19 protein-coding genes are annotated in these 21400 nt (G+C 66.5%); 9 read left to right on the top strand and 10 right to left on the bottom strand.

Annotated elements, in window-relative coordinates; translation table 11 throughout:
• The first annotated feature begins 354 nt into the window (after window positions 1–354).
• The 5 genes from ACFRAU_RS00755 to ACFRAU_RS00735 are packed head-to-tail and all read left to right on the top strand — an operon-like array spanning window position 355 to window position 6624.
• Complete coding sequence (locus tag ACFRAU_RS00755) at window positions 355–2010, top strand: pyridoxal phosphate-dependent decarboxylase family protein (protein WP_377998386.1); 1656 nt, start codon at window positions 355–357, stop codon at window positions 2008–2010.
• Window positions 2007–3383: a lysine N(6)-hydroxylase/L-ornithine N(5)-oxygenase family protein gene (locus tag ACFRAU_RS00750; protein WP_377998385.1), complete on the top strand. Its 1377-nt coding sequence runs from the start codon at window positions 2007–2009 to the stop codon at window positions 3381–3383. Before ACFRAU_RS00755 ends, ACFRAU_RS00750 begins: the two co-directional genes overlap by 4 nt.
• Entirely contained in the window at window positions 3380–3934 is a 555-nt protein-coding gene (locus tag ACFRAU_RS00745; RefSeq protein ID WP_377998383.1) for a GNAT family N-acetyltransferase, read from the top strand. Before ACFRAU_RS00750 ends, ACFRAU_RS00745 begins: the two co-directional genes overlap by 4 nt.
• Window positions 3931–5766 carry an IucA/IucC family protein gene (locus ACFRAU_RS00740; protein ID WP_377998382.1) on the top strand — a complete coding sequence of 612 codons (1836 nt, stop codon included), beginning with the start codon at window positions 3931–3933 and terminating at the stop codon, window positions 5764–5766. Before ACFRAU_RS00745 ends, ACFRAU_RS00740 begins: the two co-directional genes overlap by 4 nt.
• Window positions 5767–5823: 57 nt before the next feature.
• Entirely contained in the window at window positions 5824–6624 is an 801-nt protein-coding gene (locus ACFRAU_RS00735; RefSeq protein WP_377998380.1) for an SDR family NAD(P)-dependent oxidoreductase, read from the top strand.
• On the opposite strand, the gene ACFRAU_RS00730 is transcribed toward ACFRAU_RS00735, so the two are convergent.
• Window positions 6563–7648 carry an FUSC family protein gene (locus ACFRAU_RS00730; RefSeq protein WP_377993928.1) on the bottom strand — a complete coding sequence of 362 codons (1086 nt, stop codon included), beginning with the start codon at window positions 7646–7648 and terminating at the stop codon, window positions 6563–6565. The two genes, ACFRAU_RS00735 and ACFRAU_RS00730, sit on opposite strands and share 62 nt — an antisense overlap.
• Before the next feature lie 182 nt (window positions 7649–7830).
• Window positions 7831–9429, bottom strand: a complete 1599-nt coding sequence (locus tag ACFRAU_RS00725; protein ID WP_377998378.1) for an MFS transporter — start codon at window positions 9427–9429, stop codon at window positions 7831–7833.
• A 395-nt stretch (window positions 9430–9824) separates the two neighbouring features.
• Between ACFRAU_RS00725 and ACFRAU_RS00720 the strand changes: the two genes are divergently transcribed.
• Together ACFRAU_RS00720 and ACFRAU_RS00715 are read left to right on the top strand one after the other, a co-directional pair.
• Window positions 9825–10331 (top strand): hypothetical protein, encoded by a 507-nt coding sequence (locus ACFRAU_RS00720; protein ID WP_377998377.1) that lies wholly within the window; start codon window positions 9825–9827, stop codon window positions 10329–10331.
• Between the two features lie 256 nt (window positions 10332–10587).
• Window positions 10588–10848 (top strand): hypothetical protein, encoded by a 261-nt coding sequence (locus tag ACFRAU_RS00715; RefSeq protein WP_377993925.1) that lies wholly within the window; start codon window positions 10588–10590, stop codon window positions 10846–10848.
• A gap of 90 nt (window positions 10849–10938) precedes the next feature.
• On the opposite strand, the gene ACFRAU_RS00710 is transcribed toward ACFRAU_RS00715, so the two are convergent.
• Entirely contained in the window at window positions 10939–13527 is a 2589-nt protein-coding gene (locus ACFRAU_RS00710; protein WP_377998375.1) for an ATP-dependent DNA ligase, read from the bottom strand.
• A 40-nt stretch (window positions 13528–13567) separates the two neighbouring features.
• On the opposite strand from ACFRAU_RS00710, the gene ACFRAU_RS00705 reads away from it, so the two are divergent.
• Window positions 13568–14650, top strand: a complete 1083-nt coding sequence (locus tag ACFRAU_RS00705; RefSeq protein ID WP_377998374.1) for a Ku protein — start codon at window positions 13568–13570, stop codon at window positions 14648–14650.
• A 40-nt stretch (window positions 14651–14690) separates the two neighbouring features.
• Here ACFRAU_RS00705 and ACFRAU_RS00700 read toward each other — a convergent pair whose 3' ends face one another.
• The 7 genes from ACFRAU_RS00700 to ACFRAU_RS00670 form a co-directional block, all read right to left on the bottom strand.
• Window positions 14691–14957, bottom strand: a complete 267-nt coding sequence (locus tag ACFRAU_RS00700) for a Rho termination factor N-terminal domain-containing protein (protein WP_377993922.1) — start codon at window positions 14955–14957, stop codon at window positions 14691–14693.
• 2 nt (window positions 14958–14959) lie between these two features.
• Window positions 14960–15427 carry an SRPBCC family protein gene (locus tag ACFRAU_RS00695; RefSeq protein WP_377993921.1) on the bottom strand — a complete coding sequence of 156 codons (468 nt, stop codon included), beginning with the start codon at window positions 15425–15427 and terminating at the stop codon, window positions 14960–14962.
• A gap of 277 nt (window positions 15428–15704) precedes the next feature.
• Window positions 15705–15983 (bottom strand): HPr family phosphocarrier protein, encoded by a 279-nt coding sequence (locus ACFRAU_RS00690; protein WP_003799274.1) that lies wholly within the window; start codon window positions 15981–15983, stop codon window positions 15705–15707.
• Between the two features lie 51 nt (window positions 15984–16034).
• The gene (locus tag ACFRAU_RS00685) at window positions 16035–18068 is read right to left on the bottom strand and encodes a fructose-specific PTS transporter subunit EIIC (protein WP_377998372.1); all 2034 of its coding nucleotides are present in this window, start codon (window positions 18066–18068) and stop codon (window positions 16035–16037) included.
• Window positions 18069–18070: 2 nt separating this feature from the next.
• Complete coding sequence (locus tag ACFRAU_RS00680) at window positions 18071–19075, bottom strand: 1-phosphofructokinase family hexose kinase (RefSeq protein WP_377993919.1); 1005 nt, start codon at window positions 19073–19075, stop codon at window positions 18071–18073.
• A complete protein-coding gene (locus ACFRAU_RS00675; protein WP_377998370.1) occupies window positions 19072–19878 on the bottom strand; it encodes a DeoR/GlpR family DNA-binding transcription regulator in 807 nt (268 codons plus the stop codon). The genes ACFRAU_RS00680 and ACFRAU_RS00675 overlap by 4 nt, the downstream gene beginning before the upstream one ends.
• Before the next feature lie 239 nt (window positions 19879–20117).
• Complete coding sequence (locus ACFRAU_RS00670) at window positions 20118–20375, bottom strand: DUF6458 family protein (protein WP_377993917.1); 258 nt, start codon at window positions 20373–20375, stop codon at window positions 20118–20120.
• Between the two features lie 168 nt (window positions 20376–20543).
• On the opposite strand from ACFRAU_RS00670, the gene ACFRAU_RS00665 reads away from it, so the two are divergent.
• Window positions 20544–21161, top strand: a complete 618-nt coding sequence (locus ACFRAU_RS00665) for an alpha/beta hydrolase (RefSeq protein ID WP_377993916.1) — start codon at window positions 20544–20546, stop codon at window positions 21159–21161.
• Window positions 21162–21400 lie beyond the last annotated feature (239 nt).

Raw genomic sequence — 21400 nt, 5'->3', positions numbered from 1 at the left:
GCCCGTATCCTGTGGGATTTCCCTGCGAATCCACTTCCCGAAAATTGATCGGATCATGCTCACTGCCGGACATGTCCCCCTGCTTCCTGCTGCGGCTGAAGCCCCGTGCCAGAAATCGCTGTGCCAGAAACTCTACCCCGCCTGACTGACCCTGTCGCGGGCGGACATTATGAGGTTTTCCGCGTCCTTGCGAAAGTCAATGACAACGGGTGACGCCGAAGATCCTCGGGATTCCGCGGTTAAAGCGAATTAGATCATGAAAGTTTGACTAAAAGGTGCGCCTAAGTAAGGCTTACCTTGCTTGGCGCCCATGGCTGGTGCCGGTCTCACATCACGCCGACAAAAGGATGACCTATGACGCTGCTGCCTGACGTGGATGAACCACTCGTGGACTTCGATGCCGGAGCCGGTTCCCGCGCCCAAAGAACGTCTGCCCAGGACCCGGTCGCCCAGGACCCGTCCGGCCTGGACTTCGGGTCTGGCGTGGAACTAGCCCTCGCCGCCAGCAACCAGCTGTTCAACGCCCGGAATGCCCCGCGCTACGTGGCCCAGGTCCTCCAGGGCGTCAACGCCGTGGCCACCAAACTCGAGCGCACCTCGCAGCCGTTCACCGGCGTCGGCCCGGCCGAGATGAAGGCCCGCGTGGCGGCAGTGGACCTCGACCGGCCGCTGCCGGACACGGCGGCCGCCCTCGAGGAACTGCAGCACACCTACCTGCGCGACGCCGTGTACTTCCATGACGCGAAGTATGCCGCCCACCTGAACTGCCCGGTGGTCATTCCCGCCCTCGTGGGGGAGGCGGTGCTCTCGGCCGTGAACTCCTCGATGGACACGTGGGACCAGAGTGCAGGCGCGACGATGATCGAGCGCCGCCTTATCGATTGGACGGCAGAGCGCCTTGGCCTGGGCAACACGGCCGACGGCGTGTTCACGTCTGGCGGCAGCCAGTCCAACCTGCAGGCGCTGCTCATTGCCCGCAATCACGCGGTGGCGACGCTGCGGCAGGATCCGGCGAACGGGGGACTGCGTCTTCCGCTGCTGCTTGAGAAGCTGCGGATCTTCACCTCGGTGGACAGCCACTTCAGTATCCAGAAGTCGGCCGCCATGCTGGGGCTGGGGTTCGACGCCGTCGTGTCCGTAGCCTGCACGGCGGACCACCGGATGGATCCGGCATCCCTCGCCAGCGCGCTGGCCACGGCCTCCGACGGCGGCCTGATTCCCATGGCGGTTGTGGGGACGGCCGGGACCACTGACTTCGGCGCCGTGGATCCGCTGGCCGAACTGGCCGCCCTCGCCGGTGCCTATGGCGCATGGTTCCACGTTGATGCCGCGTATGGTGGCGGGCTGATGGTCTCCAACCGCCACCGCCACCTTCTGGACGGCATCCGGCTGGCGGACTCCGTCACGGTGGACTACCACAAGACCTTCTTCCAGCCCGTCAGTTCCAGTGCGCTGCTGGTGCGCGAGGGTGCAATGATGCGCCATGTCACCTACTACGCCGACTACCTGAACCCGGAAACTGCGGCGCGCGCCGAGATCCCCAACCAGGTGGACAAGAGCATCCAGACTACACGCCGCTTTGACGCCCTCAAGCTGTGGCTGACCCTCCGCATCATGGGCGCCGACGCCGTGGGTGCGCTGCTCGACGAAGCAATCGACCTGGCTGCCCGCGTGGGCCCGGTCCTCGCGGCGGACGACGACTTCGAGCTCGCGGCCGAGCCGCAGCTGAGCACGCTGGTATTCCGGTACCGGCCTGTCCTGGCAGATGGAACGCGGCTGCCGGAGGACGCCGCCGATGAGCTTAATCCGGCCATCCGCTCGGCCGTGTTCGCGTCGGGCCAGGCTGTGGTGGCGGGTACGAGGGTGGCCGGACGCCACTACCTGAAATTCACGCTCCTCAACGCCGAGGCAACGCTGGAGGACATCCGCGGGATCATCGACCTGCTGCGGAGCTCGGGCGAAAGACTGCTTGCCGCCGGCCCGGCCGCACGGACCGAGGCACACGCATGAGCAGTACCTCAAACACAGGCCGCGTTTACGACTTCGCCGGCGTCGGCGTCGGGCCTTTCAACCTTGGTCTCGCCGCCCTGAGCGAACCGATCGAAGGCCTGGACGGCGTGTTCCTCGAGCGCCGCGAATCGTTCGACTGGCACCCCGGCATGATGCTGGAGCCCGCCCACCTGCAGGTGCCGTTCATGGCGGACCTGGTGACCCTGGCGGATCCGACGTCCCCCTACTCGTTCCTGAACTTCCTCAAGCAGACCGGGCGCCTCTACCGCTTCTACATCCGCGAAAACTTCTACCCGCTGCGGGCCGAGTACAACCAGTACTGCCAGTGGGTGGCCGGCCAGCTGCCGTCGGTCCGGTTTGGCACGGACGTCACCGACGTGACGTACGACGACGGCGTGTACACGCTTTCGGTGGAGGGCCAGGCAGGGCCGGAGGTGCTTCGCGCACGCCGGCTGGTGCTTGGCACCGGAACATCGCCGTATGTCCCGGACGCGTGCCGCGGGATCCTGGGGGCCGGCGGGCTGGTCCTGCACAACGCGGAGTACCTGGGGCGGAAAAGCGAACTGCAGCAACGGCGGAGCATCACCATCGTCGGCAGCGGCCAGAGCGCGGCCGAGATCTATTACGAGCTGCTGCAGGACATCGACGTGTACGGGTACCAGCTGAACTGGGTCACCCGCTCCGGCCGGTACTTCCCGCTGGAGTACACCAAGCTCACGCTGGAGATGACTTCGCCGGAGTACGTTGACTATTTCCACGGGCTCCCGCAGGACCGGCGTGACGCACTCATCAAGAACCAGAAGAACCTCTATAAAGGCATCAACTCCGAGCTCATCGACGCGATCTACGACCTCCTGTACACCAAGAGCCTCTCGGGATTGGTGGACACCCGGCTGCTGACACACTCGGCGCTCACCGGCGCGTCGTGGGATCCTGCCGCAGGTTCGCACACCCTGCAGCTGCGGCACGAGGAACAGTGCGCGGACTACTCGCTGGAGACAGAGGCGGTTGTCCTCGCCACCGGCTACGTTTACCGCGAGCCGAAGTTCCTGGGCGGCGTGCAGAACCGCCTTGCACGGGACAGCGCCGGAAGGTTCGCCGTGCAGCGCAACTACAGCACCGGCGTCGAACCAGGCGAAATCTTCGTGCAGAACGCCGAACTCCACACCCACGGCTTCGTCACGCCGGACCTCGGCATGGCCGCCTACCGCAACTCCTGCATCCTCCGCGAGATCCTGGGCCGCGAGGTCTATCCCGTGGAGCGAAGCATTGCCTTCCAGGAGTTCGGCGCTCCTTCTGCGGTGCTTCCGTCGCCCGTGCCGGCGGACGTGGCTGTGCCGGCCGGAGTAACCGCGGCGGAGGTGCCCGCATGAGCTTTACATTCCGCTGCCTCGATCCGCAGGCCGACGCGCCGCTCCTCCACAGCTGGGTCACCCGCCCGTACGCCTCCTTCTGGGGGATGCTGAACGCGACCGTCGAGGACGTCGTGGGGGAATATGCCAGGATCCAGTCCAGCGGCCACCACCATGCGCTGCTGGGGATCGACGACGGCGTTCCCGCCTTCCTGATGGAGGAGTACCTGCCGGAGTCCTCGCCGCTCAACAGTGTCTATGCCGTCCAGCCGGGCGATATCGGCATGCACCTGCTGGTGGCTCCGCCGCAGGCGACGCCCCGCAACGGGTTCACTGCCGACGTCATGGAGTCGGTCCTGGAGCGGCTCTTCCAAAAGCCCGGTGTGGAGCGCGTGGTGGTGGAGCCCGACGCCCGCAACACCAAGATCCACGTGCTCAACGCGCGGTTGGGCTTTGAGCCTGCCGGTGAGGTGAACCTTCCGGACAAACAGGCCCTCCTCAGCTTCTGTACGCGCGAAGCGTTCCACGCCGCCCGTTCGTCAAAACCGACCATCCAGGGAGCATCACTGTGACCACCCTTGACTTTGAATCTGCCGTAACCGCAGGCAATGCGGCCACGCACCTCGCGCCGGAACGCTGGGCCGCTGCCAACCGGCACCTGGTCCGCAAGGCGCTCGCCGAGTTCTCGCACGAGCGGATCCTCGTTCCGGAACCGGTTGGCGGCAGCGGCGGCGGGTACCGGGTCCGGAGCGACGACGGCACCGCCGAATACCGCTTCTCCGCCCGGGTCCTGCAGCTGGACCACTGGTCCGTCGAAGCGGCTTCCATTACCTGCTGCCGCGACGGGCAGGACGCCCCGCTGGACGCGCTCACCTTCATCACCGAGTTCTCCGGCACCCTGGGCATCCGCCAGGAAATGCTCCCCGTCTACCTTGAGGAGATCAGCAGCACCCTCTCGAGCCATGCCTACAAACAGTGGGTGGGCCAGCCGTCCTCGGCCGAACTGGCAGCCGGTGTGACGCGCGGAGCGGACGCGGCCACCGACTTCCAGACGATCGAACGCAGCATGACCGAGGGGCACCCGTGCTTCGTGGCCAACAACGGCCGGCTGGGCTTCGGCATCTCTGACTACCGTGCCTTCGCCCCGGAGGCAGGAGCCCCGGTGCAGCTGGAATGGATTGCGGTGCACCGCAGCAAGGCGGTCTTCACGTCCAGCGAGGGGCTGGAGTACGCCGCCCATCTGGAAGCCGAACTGGGGGCAGGCGCCCTGGCCTTCTTTGGTGCCGAGCTCGGTGCCCTTGGCCTGGACCCTGACCAGTACCTCCTGATGCCGGTGCATCCGTGGCAGTGGGAGAACAAGCTGACGGTCACGTTCGGGGCCGAGATCGCCCAGCGGCACATCGTCCACCTCGGCATCGGGGCCGACAGCTACCAGGCCCAGCAGTCCATCCGTACCTTCTTCAACACCGCCGCACCGCAGAAGACTTACGTGAAGACTGCCATGTCCGTCCTCAACATGGGGTTCATGCGCGGGCTGTCGCCGCAGTACATGAAAGCGACCCCGGCGATCAATGACTGGCTCCGGGACCTGATCGACGGCGACGGGGCACTGCAGGGCCGCGGGCTCGCCATGATCCGCGAAGTGGCGGCCATCGGCTACCACAACGGCTACTACGAGGCTGCCGCTGCGAAGGGCTCGCCGTACCGCAAGATGCTTTCAGCCCTGTGGCGGGAGAGCCCCCTGCCGTTGCTCAAGGACGGGCAGCAGCTCGCCACAATGGCCTCGCTCCTGCACGTCGACGCCGCAGGCAAACCCATGGTGTCCGCGCTGATCGAGCAGTCCGGGCTGGAGCCGGGCGCGTGGCTGCGGCAGTATTTCGAGGCGTACCTGGTGCCGCTGGTGCACTGCCTGTACCGCTACGAGCTCGCGTTCATGCCCCACGGTGAGAACGTGATCCTGGTCCTCGAGAACGGCGTGCCAGTCCGCGCCGTCATGAAGGACATCGCCGAGGAGATTGTGCTGATGGGGGACCGGCTCGACCTGCCCGAAGCGGTGTCAAGGATCAAGGCGGACATTCCGGACGGCGACAAGGTCCTGTCCATCTTCACCGATGTGTTTGACTGCATCTTCCGTTTCGTTGCCGCCCTCCTGGAGGAAGACGGCGTGCTCAGCGGCGGGGAATTTTGGCGCACCGCGGCGGAAGCCGTGCGCAGCTACCAGGCCGAGCACCCGGAACTCGCGGAGCAGTTTGCCCGCCACGATCTGTTCGCACCGGATTTCGAGCTGTCCTGCCTGAACCGGCTGCAGCTGCGCAACAACCAGCAGATGCTGGACCTGGCCGACCCGTCCGGCGGCCTGCAGAAGGCGGGAAGGCTCGCGAATCCGCTGGCCAAATTCGCCTGACGGCCGGCATGGGCCGCGGGGCTGAGTTCAGCGGTGCCGCGGGCTTAGGCTGTTGGCATGACCAGCACCGCCAGACCCACAGCCCTCATCACCGGCGCCACCGCGGGACTGGGCGCCGAATTTGCCCGCCAGCTTGCCGAGCAGGGGCACAACCTCGTGCTCGTGGCACGTGACACGGCACGGCTCCAGGCCACAGCGGACGAGCTGCAGCGGCGGTACGGAACCACGGCTGAGGTGCTGACCGCGGACCTGACCGACGACGGCGGCGTGGCCGCCGTCGTCGGACGCCTTTCCGACCCCTCACGGCCGGTGGACATGCTGGTAAACAACGCCGGGATCGGGCTGCTGCATAACTTCGACGAGAACCCGATCGAGGACGAGAGGAAGCACCTGAAGCTGCATGTGCAGACGGCCATGGAACTCAGCCATGCCGCCCTCCAGGGCATGCTGGCGCGCGGCTCCGGCCGGATCATTAACGTGGCCAGCGTGGCGGCTTTCCTTCCCCGCGGCTCGTACTCGGCGGCTAAGGCGTGGCTGCTCAGCTTCAGCCGGTGGGCGAACCTCGCCTACTCACCCCGGGGGGTGAAGGTCACCGCCGTCTGCCCCGGGTTTGTCCACACCGAGTTCCACGACCGGATGGGGATGGACAAGTCCGTGGCCCCGGGCTGGACGTGGCTGCGGCCGGGGCGCGTGGTCCGCGAAGGGCTGGCTGACAATGAGCGCGGGAAGGCCGTCTCCATCCCCACCAAGCGCTACAAGGTGCTGGCGGCCGTCGCCCGGATGGTGCCGGACAGGTTCATGGCCGGGCCGCCGCGCCGGCCGCAGGTGCCGGGAGCCGGTTCCGGCGCGAGCGGATAAGCACCACGACGAGAATTCCGACGCCGGCTCCCACCACGGTTTCGACGGCGCGTTCGACGATGAGTACCTGGGGGTCGGCCGGCGCTGCCAGCTGGGTCATCAGCAGGATCACCGGAGTGAACCAGACCATCGCCAGCCCGTAGTGCCGGGTCATGAACAGCTCCGTGCCGAACTGGAAAACGATCACCAGCAGCGCCAGCACCGCGGCCTCGGCTCCCGGGAAAAAGTGCAGCGGAGCCCATGGCCCGGGAAGAAGTACGACGGCGACCACCACCAGCCCGAGGAACGTCCCCATGATCCTGTGGATGCCGCGGTGGACGCTGCTGGGCAGGTCGGCGCCGGCCAGCGGGACCGCGGCGGCCGCCATCGCCCAGTGCGGGTGGCCGCTACCGGTCAGGACGCCGATGGTGCCGGCGGCACCCACAGCCAGCACGTAGCGGGAAGCGTGAAGGGCGGCCCGGCGGCGGATGGCTCCCCGCAGCCGGGCGGACGGCCGCGCCGCGCCGCGGCGCCAGGCCCTGCCGCGGACCCAGCCGCCGAAGCCCACCAGCAGCGAGAAGGCGGCGGAGCCGGCAGCGATGAGAAGGGCAACGTACCAGGGCACGGCGGCGGGAACGGAGGCGCAGGCGCCCAGGGCGAGGATCCCGAAGAACGGGCCGTTGGGCCGGAGATGGACCTTGTCCGAATAAAGGGAACCCACGCCCGCCAGGAGGGCTTCGATGCCAACGAGCCACCACGAGTGCAGGCCGTTGACGGACAGGACCACGCCCACGGTCACGCCGGAAAGCAGGACCAGTGCCGCCTGGAGCTGGTGTTTGAGCCGGAGCTGGTGCGGCTCCGAACGGCCGTACATGCCGGTGAGGGCGCCGAACACGGCGTAGATGGTGAGCTCCGGCCGGCCGAGGAGCAGCAGGACGAGGGAGGGGATGGCCACGCTGATAGCCACGCGCCACGCGGAGAGGTGATCGTTGTTGGCGGGGCCGAGGCTGTGCAGTTGCCGCAGGTGGTGCACTACAGACTGCACCGGCACGACCCCTTTCACCCTATGAAGGTAGCACCGCCGCAAGGATCTCACCGCGGGCTGCGTCACAAAGTGAGGCAGGCAACAGGGCTGGGCCCGGCTGGGCAGAGCAAAGGCCCGCCCCGCCCTTCTCCTTTAGGGGAGCGGGGCGGCGCGGGCCTTCAACCCGGGCGCGGGGACCGACGTCAGGTGCCGGCGGGCACCTTGTTCAGTTCGTCGTCGAGTTCCTTATGCAGTTCATCCACGGTCTCGAACGGCAGTTCGTCGAGGTCGAGCAACGGGTTCTCATCCTGGGTGGCCACTAGTTCGCGGGCCTCCGCCGCGGTGTCCACGCTGGGCATGGATCCGGGCAGCGGGCGCTGGGCGGATTCCTTGAGGAAGTAGATGGCCACGGCACCAACAGCCGAGGTGGCCATCAGGTAGTAGGCAGGCATCATGTCGTTGCCGGTGGCGTTGATGAGGGCGTCCACGATGAACGGCGTGGTGCCGCCGAAGATTGCCACGGAGAAGTTGTAGGCAATGCCCATGGCGCCGTAGCGGCTGGCCGTGGGGAACTGCGCCGGCAGCGCCGAGGCCAGGTTCGCAACGTAGAAGGTCACGGGGAACGCGATCAGGGACAGCCCGGCCAGCGTGGACCAGATGCTGCCGATGCCGATTAGCATGAAGGCCGGGGCGGCCAGGACAACGGTGCTGACGGCGCCGATCCAGAGGACCGGGCGGCGGCCGATGCGGTCGGAGAGCTTGCCGGTCAGCGGGATGCAGAGACTCATGACCACGAGTACCGGGATGGTCAGCAGCGTGCCGTGGACCGGGTCGTAACCCTTGGATTCGGTGAGGTAGGTCGGCATGTAGGACGTCAGGGCGTAGCCGGCGGTGTTGGCCGCTGCCACCAGGACCATGGCCACGATGATCGAGCGCCAGTAGGCCTTGACGATGCCCACGGGGCCCTTGGCTGCAGCGTTATCACCGGCGGCAGCATCCTTGGCGAGTTCCTCCTGGGCGTCCAGGGTGGCCTGGAACTGGGGTGACTCCTCAATCTTGCTTCGGAAGTACACGGCGATGAGGCCGAGGGGACCGGCGATCAGGAACGGCAGGCGCCAGCCCCAGTCCTCCATGGCGGCCTGGCCCAGCGTTAGCTGCAGCACGGACACCAGCGCGGCACCCAGGGCGAAGCCGAGGTAGCTGCCCATGTCCAGGAAGCTGGCGAAGAAGCCCCGGCGCTTGTCGGGCGAGTACTCGCTCACAAAGGTGGTGGCACCGGCGTATTCACCGCCGGTGGAGAAGCCCTGCACGAGCTTAAGCACCACCAGGAGGGCCGCTGCCCACATGCCGATCTGCGCGTAGCCCGGCAGCAGGCCGACGGCGAAGGTGCTCGCCGCCATCAGCATCAGCGTGGCAGCGAGGACCTTCTGGCGGCCCACCTTGTCGCCAAGCCAGCCGAAGACCACGCCGCCGAGCGGGCGGGCGATAAAGGTGGCAGCGAACGTGCCCAGGAGGAACAGCGTCTGCACGCTCTTGTCCGCTTCCGGCAGGAACACGGGCCCCATGGTGGTGATGAGGTAGCCGAACACGCCGACGTCGTACCACTCCATGGTGTTGCCCACGATCGTGCCGCCGAGGGCCTTCTTGAGCATGGGCTGGTCGACGACGTTAACGTCGGATACCTTGAGCCGGCGCCGCGCGAGCAGCTTTGGTTTCTTCGCACCCTGGGGTGCGAACTGGTTGGTTCCGCTGGCGTTCCTGGCGCCTGCTGAAGAGTCGGTCGTGCTTCGGTCTGTGGGCATTTGGGCAACTCCTGTGGAGGTCATTTGCTTGCGACTTGTAGCTGCCCCGCTCCGGGCAGGCCTTCAATTTTACGGGATTTCCATGGAATTTGAGAGCTGGGTGCCGTATGATCGCCCGCTTTAGGGGTCCAAACGGGGCCCAAATCAGATTTGTTTTGGCCGATCTGGCCCCGCCATCCTGCGGATTTTCTGTGGGGGAGGCGATCGTTATCAAACCTTTTTCTGTAACGGGGCTTTTTGGGCCCGATTTTCCGCCAAAACCGGCCACCGTGGGCGGGCCGAAGCCAGCTTTGCCGGGCGGCCTGTAGCAGCCACGGAGAGGTGCCGATTGAACCGTTCAACCGCGGTGCTCGTCTCACTTGTTAGGTCATAACTTCCAGACAGGGGTGTTCGCCATGGACTACGAGATCAGCGGTCTGCCGATGCATGTGTTGCTCGTCCACTGCACGGTGGTCTTCGTTCCGCTGGCAGCCGTTTGCACGCTGCTCAGTCTTCTCTGGCCTGCCGCCCGACGGCGTTTGGGGATCGTCACGCCGCTGGTTGCCCTGTTGGCGCTTGTCCTGGTGCCGGTCACCATGGCAGCCGGCGCGTGGCTGCTGGACCGCGTTGATACCACGCCACGGATCCTTGCCCATATGCAGATCGCCGGGACGCTCCTGCCCTGGGTGGTGGGCGTGTTCCTCGTGGCCCTGGCCCAGTGGCTGTGGTTCCGCTACGGCGGAAGGCAGGCAGCGGGGATGAGGCGGCGCATGGGCACGGCCGGGTCCCGCGTCGTGGCGATTGTCGCCGTCGTGGTCGCCCTGGTGCTCTGCGGGGGTGCGGTGGCCACCGTGGCGCTGATCGGGGAATCGGGGTCCAGGGCAGTCTGGGAAGGGTTGTTCCGGAGCGGCGCTGAGGACTAAGAAGGTCTCTTCCCGGACGGCGTGATTCTGCCTAAGGTGGACCCATGGGAACACTGATCTTCGAGTAGTGGACGCGTCGTGGCGGCCATAGTGTGGCCGCCGTGCCCGGCATTCGCCGCGCAATCAACCCGCCCGTTCAGGTTTCTGCGTTCACAATGCTTCTTCGCTGGAGCAGGGCCTCTTGCTATCCAACAACGGCGGAACCACCGATCTAAATATGGGGAACACTTCATTTCATCGCGGAAAGGAAGAACAAATGGCCGACTCCTATAACGGAAGCAGCATCAAGCCGGATGTCGCTGCGCACCTGGCGGAATCGATGGAAAGGCCGCCGCTGCCCACGCCTGAGACTCTCGCCGTTACCGCGGCAATGGGAGGGGCAAAGCAGTGGCCGGATGGCAACGGCAAACGGCGCCACCCCAAGGAACACGGCGCAAGCCCCGGCCGCCTTGGCCAGGGCGCTGGGGTAACGGCAGTCCACCGGACCAGCCGCCCGCAGATGCCGCACTCGTCCTGACCAGCTGAAAACACGAAAGACAGCCTGACGGCGCCCGATGTTCGGGTGTCGCCAGGCTGTTTCCGTCAGAGCCGCGGCAGGACTGGTCCGTCAGGGGTGCGGGGACTCCATCACCACGTCCGCCGGTTCCTTGTCCAGCCGCCAGCCCCGCCACACCGGGTGGCGGAGCTTGCCGCTCCCGGTCCACTCACCGAAGGTCACCTCACCCACCAGGTCGGGGTTCACCCAGCGCGCGTCCGCCGCGTCCGCCGACGGAACGTCGTCGAACGGGGACGTCTTCCGCGCCAGACGCTCCACCTGTTTACGCAGCTCCTCCAGTTCACGCATGCTGAAGCCGCTTCCCACGCGGCCCACATAGCGAAGCGCCCCGCCCTCCGGTATGCCCACAAGGAGGGAACCCACGGAGTTGGACCGGTCGCCCTTGCCCGGACGCCAGCCGCCCACCACCACTTCCTGGGTCTGCTCGATCTTGAGCTTGAGCCACGTGTGGGTCCGCTGCCCGCTCACGTAGCGGCTGTCCGCCCGCTTGGCCATCACGCCTTCCAGTCCCAGCTCGCGGGCGCTTTCCAGGATGTGTTCCACCCGCTCGTCCAGGGTCTCCGACAGTTCCACTGGACACTCGCCGGGTTCGAAGAAACCAGCCAGCCGCTCCCGCCGCTTCCGCAGGGACAACCTCCGCAGGTCGTCGCCGCCGTCGGCCAGCAGGTCGAAGAGCATCATCCGTACCGGGATGGCGGCGCGTGCCCGTTTCACGTCGCCCGGCCTGGTGAGCTTCATCCTTCCCTGCAGGAGCCCGAAGTCGGGCCGGCCGGAAGGCCCGACGGCGATGATCTCGCCGTCTGCGATGAAATCCTGCGGCGGCCAGCAGCTCCTGTCCGTAAATTCGGGATAGCTGGCCGACATGTCGTTGCCATTCCGGCTCAGGAGCCTGATCCGATCGCCGTCTGCCACCACCAGCGCGCGGATCCCGTCCCACTTGAGTTCGAAAAGCCAGTCGCTGCCGTGCAGGTCCGCCGGGGTGCCTGCGGAGGCGAGCATGGGGGCCGGGTCCTCCTGGAGGGTGTCCTTTCGGGGCGCTGCGGGCCTGGAAGCCGCCGTGCGGGCCGGGCCCACCTGTTCCTTGCTGACGGCCGGTTCCTTGGGGCTCGCCGGATCTTCCGCGCCAGCCGTCGGATCGGTCCCGGCGGGTTTTTTCCGCGTGCCCGGGACCCTGTCCATCAGATGGATGAGCCATTGCGACTCCTCGCCATGGCCCTTTCCGGTGTGGATCAGGGCGAACCTCCTGGTGCCGCCCAGTCCGCCGCCCTCACGGCCCGTCAGCGTGGCAATGACTTCCTTTCCGTTGACCCATTTTTCAAGCTCATAGACCCCCTTGTCCCAGATGCCCACGCTGCCAGCCCCGTACTCGCCCTTGGGAATGTCGCCCTCAAAATCGGCGTAGTCCATGGGGTGGTCTTCGGTCTGTACTGCCAGGTGGTTCTTGTCCACCGACTCCGGCACGCCCTTCGGCAGCGCCCAGGAGACAAGCACGCCCTCGTGCTCCAGCCGGAAGTCGTAGTGGAGCCGGCTGGCGTGGTGCTCCTGGATGACAAAGATCTCCTTGCCCGCCTGCGCCGAAACGCCGTCGGTTTTTGCCGCGTGGTGCTCCTCCGCCGTGAACGGCTCCGGCGTCTTGCCCTGGTCGCGCAAGGACCGGTACCTGTTCAGCCGGGGATCCGCGTGCCCGCCGCCCCGCGGCTCTGCGGTTTTCGGAGGTGCGGAGGTGGCGTGGGCGGGGCCGGGGTGGCCGATGGCCGCACTGACCGGGGCGAAGGGGTCCTTGCCGGCCGCCACCCGGCGCATGACCTCCTCGTAGTCCAGGTGCTTGAGCGACGGCGAACTCAATTCCCGCCAGGTCCGCGGAGCCGCCACCGTGGGGTGCAGGCGCCCGCGGAGCGAATACGGAACGATGGTGGTTTTCGCGGCGTTGTTCTGGCTCCAGTCCACCAGGACCTTTCCCGTCCTGAGGGTCTTCTTCATGTCACTGACGGCCAGGTCCGGGTGGTCGGCCTCCAGCGCGCGGGCCAGTTCACGGGCGAATGCTGACACCTCATCCGAGGTCTGCGTCCCGCTCAGGACGGCATACAGGTGGATCCCCTTGCTTCCGCTGGTGACCGGAACGGGATCGAGCCCCACGTCGCGCAGGATGGTCCGCGCGAGCTTGGCCACCTCCACGCATTCGGGCAGCCCTGCGCCGTCCCCGGGATCGAGGTCCAGGACCAGCCGGTCGGGAGGTAGGGCGCTGCCGTGGGAGTCCACCGTCCACTGCGGCACGTGGATCTCCAGAGAGGCGATCTGCGCCAGCCAGGTGAGGGTGGCCGGGTCATTGACCAGCGGGTAGTAACTGGTGGTGGTCTTGTGCCTGATGGCTGCGCGCGGCACCCATCCCGGGGCGGAGTCGTCCAGGTTCTTTTGGAAAAACATCTCGCCGGGCCGGTCTTCGGTTCCCACCCCGTGCACCCACCTTTTTCGGGTTGCCGGGCGGTTTCTGGCGGCAGGGATCAGTACCGGGGCCACAGCGGCGTAGTAGGCGATGACGTCGGCCTTGGTGGTGCCGGTGGCGGGATACATCACCTTGTCGAGGTTGGTCAGGGTCAGTTCGCGGCCGCCGACCCGCACGCGTTCCTTACCGCCGGCCATGGGGCTTCACCTCCGGCCTTGTGTGCTGTTGACTTGTCCCATGAGAGCCATCTGGAAAGGCGCCATCGCGTTCGGGCTGGTCAACGTCCCGGTGAAGGTCTACAGCGCCACCGAGGACCACGACATCAGCCTCCATCAGGTGCACAATGCCGACGGCGGCCGGATCCGCTACCAGCGCCGCTGCGAGGTCTGCAGCGAGATTGTTGACTACTCCGACATTGAGAAGGCCTACGAGGACGACGGCCGGACGGTGATCCTCACCAAGGAGGAGCTCAAGTCCATTCCCGCCGAGAACAGCCACGAAATCGAGGTGGTGCAGTTCGTGCCGTCGGATCAACTCGACCCCGTCATGTTCGAGAAGAGCTATTACCTGGAGCCGGACTCCAAGTCTCCCAAGGCCTACATGCTGCTGCGCAGGGCACTGGAGGATACCGAGCGCGTGGCCGTGGTGCAGTTCGCGCTGCGGGACAAGACCCGGCTGGGTGCCCTGCGGATCCGCGACGACGTCCTGATGCTGCAGGCGCTGTTGTGGGCGGACGAAGTCCGGGAAGCAGCGTTTCCCGCCCTGGACACGTCCATCCGCATCTCCGCGCAGGAACGTGAGATGTCCGCCGCCCTGGTGGAGTCCATGGCCTCTGACTTCGAGCCCGAGCAGTTCACCGACGACTACCAGGCACAGCTTCGGCAGCTTATTGAGGCGAAGCTGGAAAAGGGCGACGCGCTGGACACGGAGGAGACGTTCGGTGCCGAGGCCGAGGGTGGCAACGGCGAAGTGATCGACCTGATGGAGGCCCTGAAGCGCAGCCTCGACAAGAAGCGCGGGGGAGGGGCTGCCGCACAGAAACCGTCCGAAGACGGGTCGGACGAGGATGAGCCGTCCGGGCCGGCCGCGCGCGGCGGCCGCGGCAAGACTGCGGGCGCGTCGAAGACAAGCACTGCTGCTAAGACCAGTACTGCCTCTAAATCCGGCACGGCGTCGAAATCCGGCGCTCCGTCTGGGACCGGCACTGCGACGAAGACCGGCACCGCCGCCAAAACCGGTGCCGCTGCCAAGTCCGGCACGGCGTCCAAGACCGGTACCGCAGCCAAATCCACGGCGAAGACCGCGCGGAAAGGCGCCTGAAAGGACGGGCGCCCCGCCGCGCGGCTGCATGTGCACCCGCTCAGGAGTTCCGGAGTGCAGAGATGAGTTCGCTCTTTTTCTTGCCTGAATACCCCTTGAGGCCGATCTCCTTGGCTTTGGCCTTGAGCCGGTCCACGGTCCAGTCCTCATAGTCGCCGGACTTGCCGCCCTTGCGGCCCACCTCGGAGCGCCCCTTCTTGGCTGCTGCGTTGGAGACACGGGCCGCTTTTTGCTTCGAGGCCCCCTCGTCGCGGAGCTCTTCGTAGAGTTCCGGATCCTTCAGGCTGGGGTTCTTCTTCTCTGGCATGGCTACCTCTCTACTTCGCCCCGGTCCACAGCGGCACGCCAGGCGCCGGTCTCGATGCCGCGGGTTTCGATGAATTCCTTGAACCGCACCAGGTCGGCGGACACCTGCTGCTCGTCAACGTGGGCAGCGGCCCCGGCCCTCTCCAGCAGGCTCTCCGGCTCCCATTCGAGTTCCACGTTCACGCGGCAGAGGTCCTGGCCCAGGTTCTCGAACGTGACCCTGCCGGCGTTGCGGGGCTTGTCCTTGCTGACCCAGGCGATGCACCGGTCCGGGGTCTGTTCCAGGATCTGCGCATCGTATTCGCGCTTGACGCCTGCCACGCTGGTGCGGAAATGGAGGGAGGTTTCGTCGATCTGTTCGACGGACTCGACGCCCTTCATGAAACGGGGAAACGATTCGAACTGGGTCCACTGGTTGTAAGCGGTGCTGACCGGTACCTCGACGTCCACGCTTTCCTGCAAGGTTTCCACTCTGTCATCCTCCTTCAGCACGGCTGTTCCGCCGATCCATCGAATGGCTGGGCACAGTTCCAAGCTAGTGGGGCGCAGAATCAAAAACAAGAAACTACTAAGTTTGCTTACTTCTGCGGAACGGGCCGCTGATCAGGCGTGATGTCCGCGGACGGTGGCGGACCAGCGGCACGGTGCCACCAAAAGGGCAAAAACTGTCCGGAAACGGCAACGGCCGGCCTCCGCAGCAGTCCCTCGGGGAGTTGCAGCGGAAACCGGCCGTAAGAACGTGCGGTGCCTATTCGGCGTCGTGATCCGTTTCCAGGATCTGGACCAGACGTTCGAGGGCGGCGTCGGCGCCGTCGCCGTCGGCCCGCAGCACCACAACGTCGCCGTGGGATGCGCCAAGGCTCATGAGGGATAGGATGCTGGCGGCGTCCATGGCCTCGTCGGCCGGCTCCCCTTCGCGGGCGATGGTGATGTCGAGGTCAAACTCGCCCGCGGCTTCGGCGAAGATGGCGGCGGGGCGGGCGTGCAGGCCTACGCGGCTGGCGACGGTTGCGGTACGTTCGGACATTTCTGCTCCTTGCAATTGCAGTGCGGGTTGGAATGCTGAAACAGCGGGGGGTCAGACAGTTACAGGGACGGACTCCACCGTATCAACGGCCTTGCGGGCAGCCCAGCGTTTGAGGGCCACCACGATGAGCGCCGCCACCACTGTTCCGGCCAGGATGGACACGATGAACATCATCACGTTGCCGATGGCGAAGAACACGAAGATGCCGCCGTGGGGTGCCTGTGACGTGACGCCGAAGGCCATGGTGAGCGCGCCAGTGACTGCGCCGCCGACCATGCTGGCGGGGATGACGCGGAGCGGGTCGGCTGCCGCGAACGGAATGGCACCCTCGGAGATGAAGGAGGCACCCAGCAGCCAGGCCGCCTTGCCGTTTTCACGCTCGGCCAGGCTGAAGAGCTTCTTGTCCAGGACCGTGGCCAGGGCCATCGCCAGCGGCGGCACCATGCCGGCCGCCATCACGGTGGCCATGATCTGCCAGGGTGCCTGGTTGGTGGCGCTTCCGGCACCGAGGCCTGCGACTGCGAAGGCGTAGGCCACCTTGTTGACGGGCCCGCCGAGGTCGAAGCACATCATGAGGCCGAGGATGATGCCCAGGACGATCGCCGAAGCGCCGGACATGCCGGAGAGCCAGGTGTTCAGTCCGACGGTGATGGCGGCAATCGGTCCGCCAAGGAACAGGAACATCGCGCCAGAGGCGATGATGGAAGCCAGCAGCGGAATGATGACGACAGGCATCAGGCCACGGAGCCAGCGCGGCACTGACCATGTTCCGATCAGGTGGGCGATGTAGCCGGCGAGCAGGCCGCCGACGATGCCGCCGAGGAAGCCGGCGCCCATGAAGCCGGAGACTGCACCGGCCACGAAGCCCGGTGCAATGCCCGGACGGTCGGCGATGGCGTAGGCAATGTAGCCGGCCAGGGCAGGAACCAGGAAGCCCATGGACAGGGCACCGATCTTGAAGAAGACGGTTCCGAGGTACAGGGCGAGGTTGCCGTCCGGAAGGTTGACCAGGGAGTTGTTGGCCAGGATGTCGTTGGCCTTCGTGCCCAGGGCGATGTCGAAACCGGCCAGCAGGAAGCCCAGCGCGATCAGCAGACCGCCACCAGCCACGAACGGGATCATGTAGCTTACGCCGGTGAGCAGTGCCTTCTTCAGCTTCTGGCCGATGTGCTCGCCCTGTTCGGCGGCTTCCCGCTCGGCCTGCTCCTCCGCGCCGAAGTGCGGAACGCGGTGGGCGTGCGGGTTGTCCGCCGCGTCCAGGGCTTCCTGGACCATCTTGGCCGGCTCGTCGATGCCGCGCTTGACCGGTGCGTTGATGACCGGCTTGCCGGCGAAGCGCTCCTTGCCGCGCACGTCCACGTCGACAGCGAATATCACCGCGTCGGCAGCGGCGATGACCGCCGGGTCCAGCGGCTTGGCGCCGGAGGAGCCCTGGGTTTCAACCTGCAGGTCCACGCCCACTTCCTTGGCCGCGGCCACGAGGGAGTCCGCTGCCATGTAGGTGTGCGCGATGCCGGTGGGGCAGGCCGTGACGGCGACGATGCGCCGGGTTCGACTGGATGCAGCGCTGCCGCCAGCGGCAGCGCCGGTGGCTGCAGCCGGGGCTGCAGCCGTTTCGGGCGCGGCAGCCGGCTTGTCCGCGAGGGCGTTGTCCACGAGCTCCACGATTTCTTCCCGTGAGGCGGCCGCGCGGAGCGCACCCGTGAAGTCTTTCTTGATGAGCGAGCGGGCGAGCTTGGACAGCAGCTTCAGGTGCTCCTGGTCGGCGCCGGCCGGTGCAGCGATGAAGAAGATGAGGTCGGCCGGGCCGTCCTTGGCGCCGAAGTCGACGGGCTGGGAAAGGCGTGCCATGGCGAGGGTTGGTTCGGTCACGGCGGCCGAGCGGCAGTGCGGGATGGCGATGCCGCCGGGAACGCCGGTGGCCGTCTTCTGCTCGCGGGCGAAGGCATCGGTGAAGAGGCCTTCCACTTCGCTCGCACGTCCGTTGGCGGCAACACGGCCGGCCAGGTGCCGGATCACGTCCTCGGGCGAATTGCCCAGGTTCTGGTCAAGCTCGACCAGGTCCGCGGTGATGAGCTGAGTCACTGTCAATCCTTCCGGAGGGCCGTGATGGTTACGGCGTCGGGGGTTGTTTGGTGGACTGCCGGGACGGTGGAGCCCGGCAGGGAAGCGGCGGCGGCGCCGTGCGCCACAGCCTGGCGGAGGCAGTCAGCCGGGGCGGCACCCTGGCTGGCGGCCAGCAGATAGCCGGCCAGCGACGAGTCACCGGCGCCGACCGTACTGACTGCGGTGACCGGCGGGTGCGTGGCCAGCCACGCGCCGTCGGCCGTCACGAGGACAGCGCCCTTTGAACCGAGCGTTGCCAACACGGCCCCCACACCGGAACGCACGACGGCGGCAGCTGCCGCCGCGGCAGCATACGGGTCCGCTTCGAGTTCCTCAGCCGTGTTCACCGAGGAAAAACCTGCTGCCGCGGCCAGTTCCGCGAGCTCCTCGGCATTGGGTTTGAGCAGGTCCGGTTTTCCGGACACTGTGGTTGTTGCCGGAGATTCGCCGGCGACGGCCGCTGCCAGGGGAGCGCCGGAGGAGTCGACGGCAATCATTGGTACGCCGGCCCCGGCGTCGGCATTGCGTAGCCGACGCGTGACTGTGGCGTAGAAATCAGCCGGGACGCCGGGCGGGAGCGATCCCGCCAGGACCACCCAGCTGGCTCCGCGTGACCGTTCCAGGAGCAGGCTGATCAGCGCCTCCTGGGCGTCCTCCGCGAGGACCGGGCCGGGTTCGTTGATCTTGGTGGTCACACCGCCGGGCTCCGTCAGTGCCACGTTGGTGCGCAGCGGTTCGTGGATGTCCAGGGATGCGAAGGGCACGCCCTCTTCCCGCAGGCCGGCAAGTACGGGATCGGATTCGGCGCCGGGCAGCACCGCAAGTGTCTCGAGGCCGGAGGTCACGAGGGCACGGGAAACGTTCACTCCCTTGCCGCCGGATTCCTGGCGGACCGAGACTGCGCGCTGCACCTCGCCCCGCTCGAGCGGGCCGGGCAGAGCCACCGTCCGGTCCAGGCTCGGGTTGGCTGTGAGGGTGACAATCATGCGACTACCACCTCCACGCCGGCCTCGGCGAGGGCCGCAGCTAGTTCGGAACCGGGTGTGCGGTCAGTGATCACGGTATCCAGATCTTTCAACGAGGCGAACTGGACGAGCGTTTCCGCTTCCAGCTTGGACGAATCGGCCAGCACCACAATGCGGCGCGCCGAATGGACGAAGGCAGCCTTAACAGCTGCTTCTTCAGAGTCGGGTGTGCTGAGGCCGAAGCTTGGGTGAATGCCGTTGGTCCCCACGAAGGCGATGTCGGGACGCAGCTTGCCGGCGGCTTCCACTGTGCCCTGGCCCACCGCCGCCTGCGTGAGCCCGCGGACCCGGCCGCCCAGAATCTGAAGGGCGATGCCGGGGGTGCTTGCCAGCTTGGCGGCGATGGGAACGGCGTGGGTGATGACAAGGAGTTCCTGGGCCGGATCGGCCGGCTTGGCCGGAGCTGCGGCGCCGCGGCGGGCGAGGAGGTCGGCGAGGACTTCGGTGGTGGAACCGGCGTCGAGGAGGATGCTGCCGGAGGGGCCCTTCGGGAGGAAGCCGAGGGCGGCCTCGGCGATGCGGAGCTTCTGCGCCTGCCGCTGGATGGTCCGCTCGAGGATGCTCTCCTCTGTGGTGCTGAAGCGGTCTGCGGAGACAGCCCCGCCGTGCACGCGGCGCACCGTGCCGGCCGACTCCAGGGCCGCCAAGTCCCGGCGGACGGTTTCGGTGGTGATGCGGAAGCGCTCGGCGAGGTCGGTCACGCTGGCGCGGCCGCTGGCTGCAACGAGCCCGGCGATCTGCTGCTGACGCTCCTCGGCAAACACATACCCTCCATTGCGTAGTTACTGCTGCAGTGCGTCGGCACTGCCTTCATGGACCCCCTCGGAGATCAGTGACGGCTGTCACAAATCTGCAAGTACTTGACTTTATCTTCGTTCATGTTGGTTTGTCAACGAAAAAACCACAAAAAACCAAAGGCCGGACCAGACCCGAAGGTCCAGCCCGGCCGTGTCTGGCGAGTCCACTGCCGCCCGCCCCTTCTGCGCGGTTCTACCGGCCGTTTCTACAGTCCGTTGTCGCGGCTCTCGTTTCGGGTAATCCTCTCGCCGGTGTTGGGGTCCACGACGGAACGCGTCTCGCTGACGCGGCGACTCCTGCCCGGGGCGGCAATGACAAGCGAGGCAACGAGGCCGATCACGCCAACGGCCATCAGGATGTAGCCGATCAGCGTCAGGTCCACGTTGGGGATGAGGCCCGGTGTGATGGCCCAGGCGAGGATGGCGCCCAGGGCGATGAGGAAAATGGCGGAACCGATTCTCATGACTTGCTCCTTGCGTTCGCGGACTTCCCGCCATCTGGATTCGTGCGGTGGGTCCTGCGTCATTTGCTAAGCATGCTGTCAAGCGTCAGGCTACATCCCGGTAACTCCCGTTTCAATCAAATCCGCAGGTCAGGGGCGGCCTTAGCGGCGACTCGCTAGGCTGATCGGATGGAGACGGTTGTATGGTCCAGGCCGGAGGAGGAACGCGCCGGCACCCCGCTGCTGGTAATGATGCACGGCTACGGCACGGACGAATCCCGGATGGTCAATCTCTTCGACTATCTCCCCGGGGAATTCACCTGCGCGGCGCTCCGGGCGCCGATGCCAATCGCGAACGGCTACGGCTGGTTCCTGCTCGACTATTTCCTGACCAACGATTTTGCCGACGTCATTTCGGCGGCCAACTCCGTGTTCTCCTGGATCGACTCGGCCAGGGCGCTCCACACCAGCGTGAGCCTGCTGGGCTATTCCCAGGGAATGGCCATGGCGAGCACACTCCTGCGACTGCGGCCGCAGGACTTCCCTGCGGTAGTGGGGCTTTCCGGGTTCGTCATGAACAACGACCTGCTGGCCCTCGGTGAGTCCCTGGACGAGCGGCCCCCGTTCTTCTGGGGACGAGACCGGGCCGACCTCGTCATCAACGGGGACGCAACGGCCTACACGGAGGAATGGCTGAACGCGCACACCAGGCTCACGGCGCGGACGTATCCGGGCATGGGCCACGCCATGTCCAAGGCCGAGATGGTGGACGTCAGCGCGTTCCTGAGGCACTACGTCCTGGGCTGAAACCGGGTTCCGGCCCAGGCGGAAAATAAAAACAGTTGCAGGGTAAATCTGCAAGCGCTTACACTCTTCTTCGGCCGGTACGCGGCCAGCAGGCGTCCCCTCGGCGGTGGGCGGCTGGCAGTGCACGACTCATAGTGTTCGAAAGGGCAGGACCGCGCCATGCATCCTTGCGCCACCCGTCCCGCGGGGATGTTCCGCTGGCTTGCCCTGAACCGCCTGCACGCTCATCATGGACGTAG

The sequence above is a fragment of the Arthrobacter sp. NPDC056691 genome (genome assembly GCF_042791415.1).
GTDB lineage: Bacteria > Actinomycetota > Actinomycetes > Actinomycetales > Micrococcaceae > Arthrobacter.
The sequence above is the reverse complement of the archived record's forward strand: the minus strand, read 5'-3'. Positions and strand labels throughout refer to the sequence as shown.

Excerpts from the sequence above, each read along its gene's own strand:
- ACFRAU_RS00720 (WP_377998377.1), top strand. The coding sequence starts at position 9,825 with ATGGACTACGAGATCAGCGGTCTGCCGATGCATGTGTTGCTCGTCCAC.
- ACFRAU_RS00705 (WP_377998374.1), top strand. The coding sequence starts at position 13,568 with ATGAGAGCCATCTGGAAAGGCGCCATCGCGTTCGGGCTGGTCAACGTC.
- ACFRAU_RS00745 (WP_377998383.1), top strand. The coding sequence starts at position 3,380 with ATGAGCTTTACATTCCGCTGCCTCGATCCGCAGGCCGACGCGCCGCTC.
- ACFRAU_RS00680 (WP_377993919.1), bottom strand. The coding sequence starts at position 19,075 with ATGATTGTCACCCTCACAGCCAACCCGAGCCTGGACCGGACGGTGGCT.
- ACFRAU_RS00725 (WP_377998378.1), bottom strand. The coding sequence starts at position 9,429 with ATGCCCACAGACCGAAGCACGACCGACTCTTCAGCAGGCGCCAGGAAC.
- ACFRAU_RS00735 (WP_377998380.1), top strand. The coding sequence starts at position 5,824 with ATGACCAGCACCGCCAGACCCACAGCCCTCATCACCGGCGCCACCGCG.
- ACFRAU_RS00755 (WP_377998386.1), top strand. The coding sequence starts at position 355 with ATGACGCTGCTGCCTGACGTGGATGAACCACTCGTGGACTTCGATGCC.
- ACFRAU_RS00715 (WP_377993925.1), top strand. The coding sequence starts at position 10,588 with ATGGCCGACTCCTATAACGGAAGCAGCATCAAGCCGGATGTCGCTGCG.
- ACFRAU_RS00690 (WP_003799274.1), bottom strand. The coding sequence starts at position 15,983 with ATGTCCGAACGTACCGCAACCGTCGCCAGCCGCGTAGGCCTGCACGCC.
- ACFRAU_RS00665 (WP_377993916.1), top strand. The coding sequence starts at position 20,544 with ATGGAGACGGTTGTATGGTCCAGGCCGGAGGAGGAACGCGCCGGCACC.
- ACFRAU_RS00700 (WP_377993922.1), bottom strand. The coding sequence starts at position 14,957 with ATGCCAGAGAAGAAGAACCCCAGCCTGAAGGATCCGGAACTCTACGAA.
- ACFRAU_RS00670 (WP_377993917.1), bottom strand. The coding sequence starts at position 20,375 with ATGAGAATCGGTTCCGCCATTTTCCTCATCGCCCTGGGCGCCATCCTC.
- ACFRAU_RS00750 (WP_377998385.1), top strand. The coding sequence starts at position 2,007 with ATGAGCAGTACCTCAAACACAGGCCGCGTTTACGACTTCGCCGGCGTC.
- ACFRAU_RS00710 (WP_377998375.1), bottom strand. The coding sequence starts at position 13,527 with ATGGCCGGCGGTAAGGAACGCGTGCGGGTCGGCGGCCGCGAACTGACC.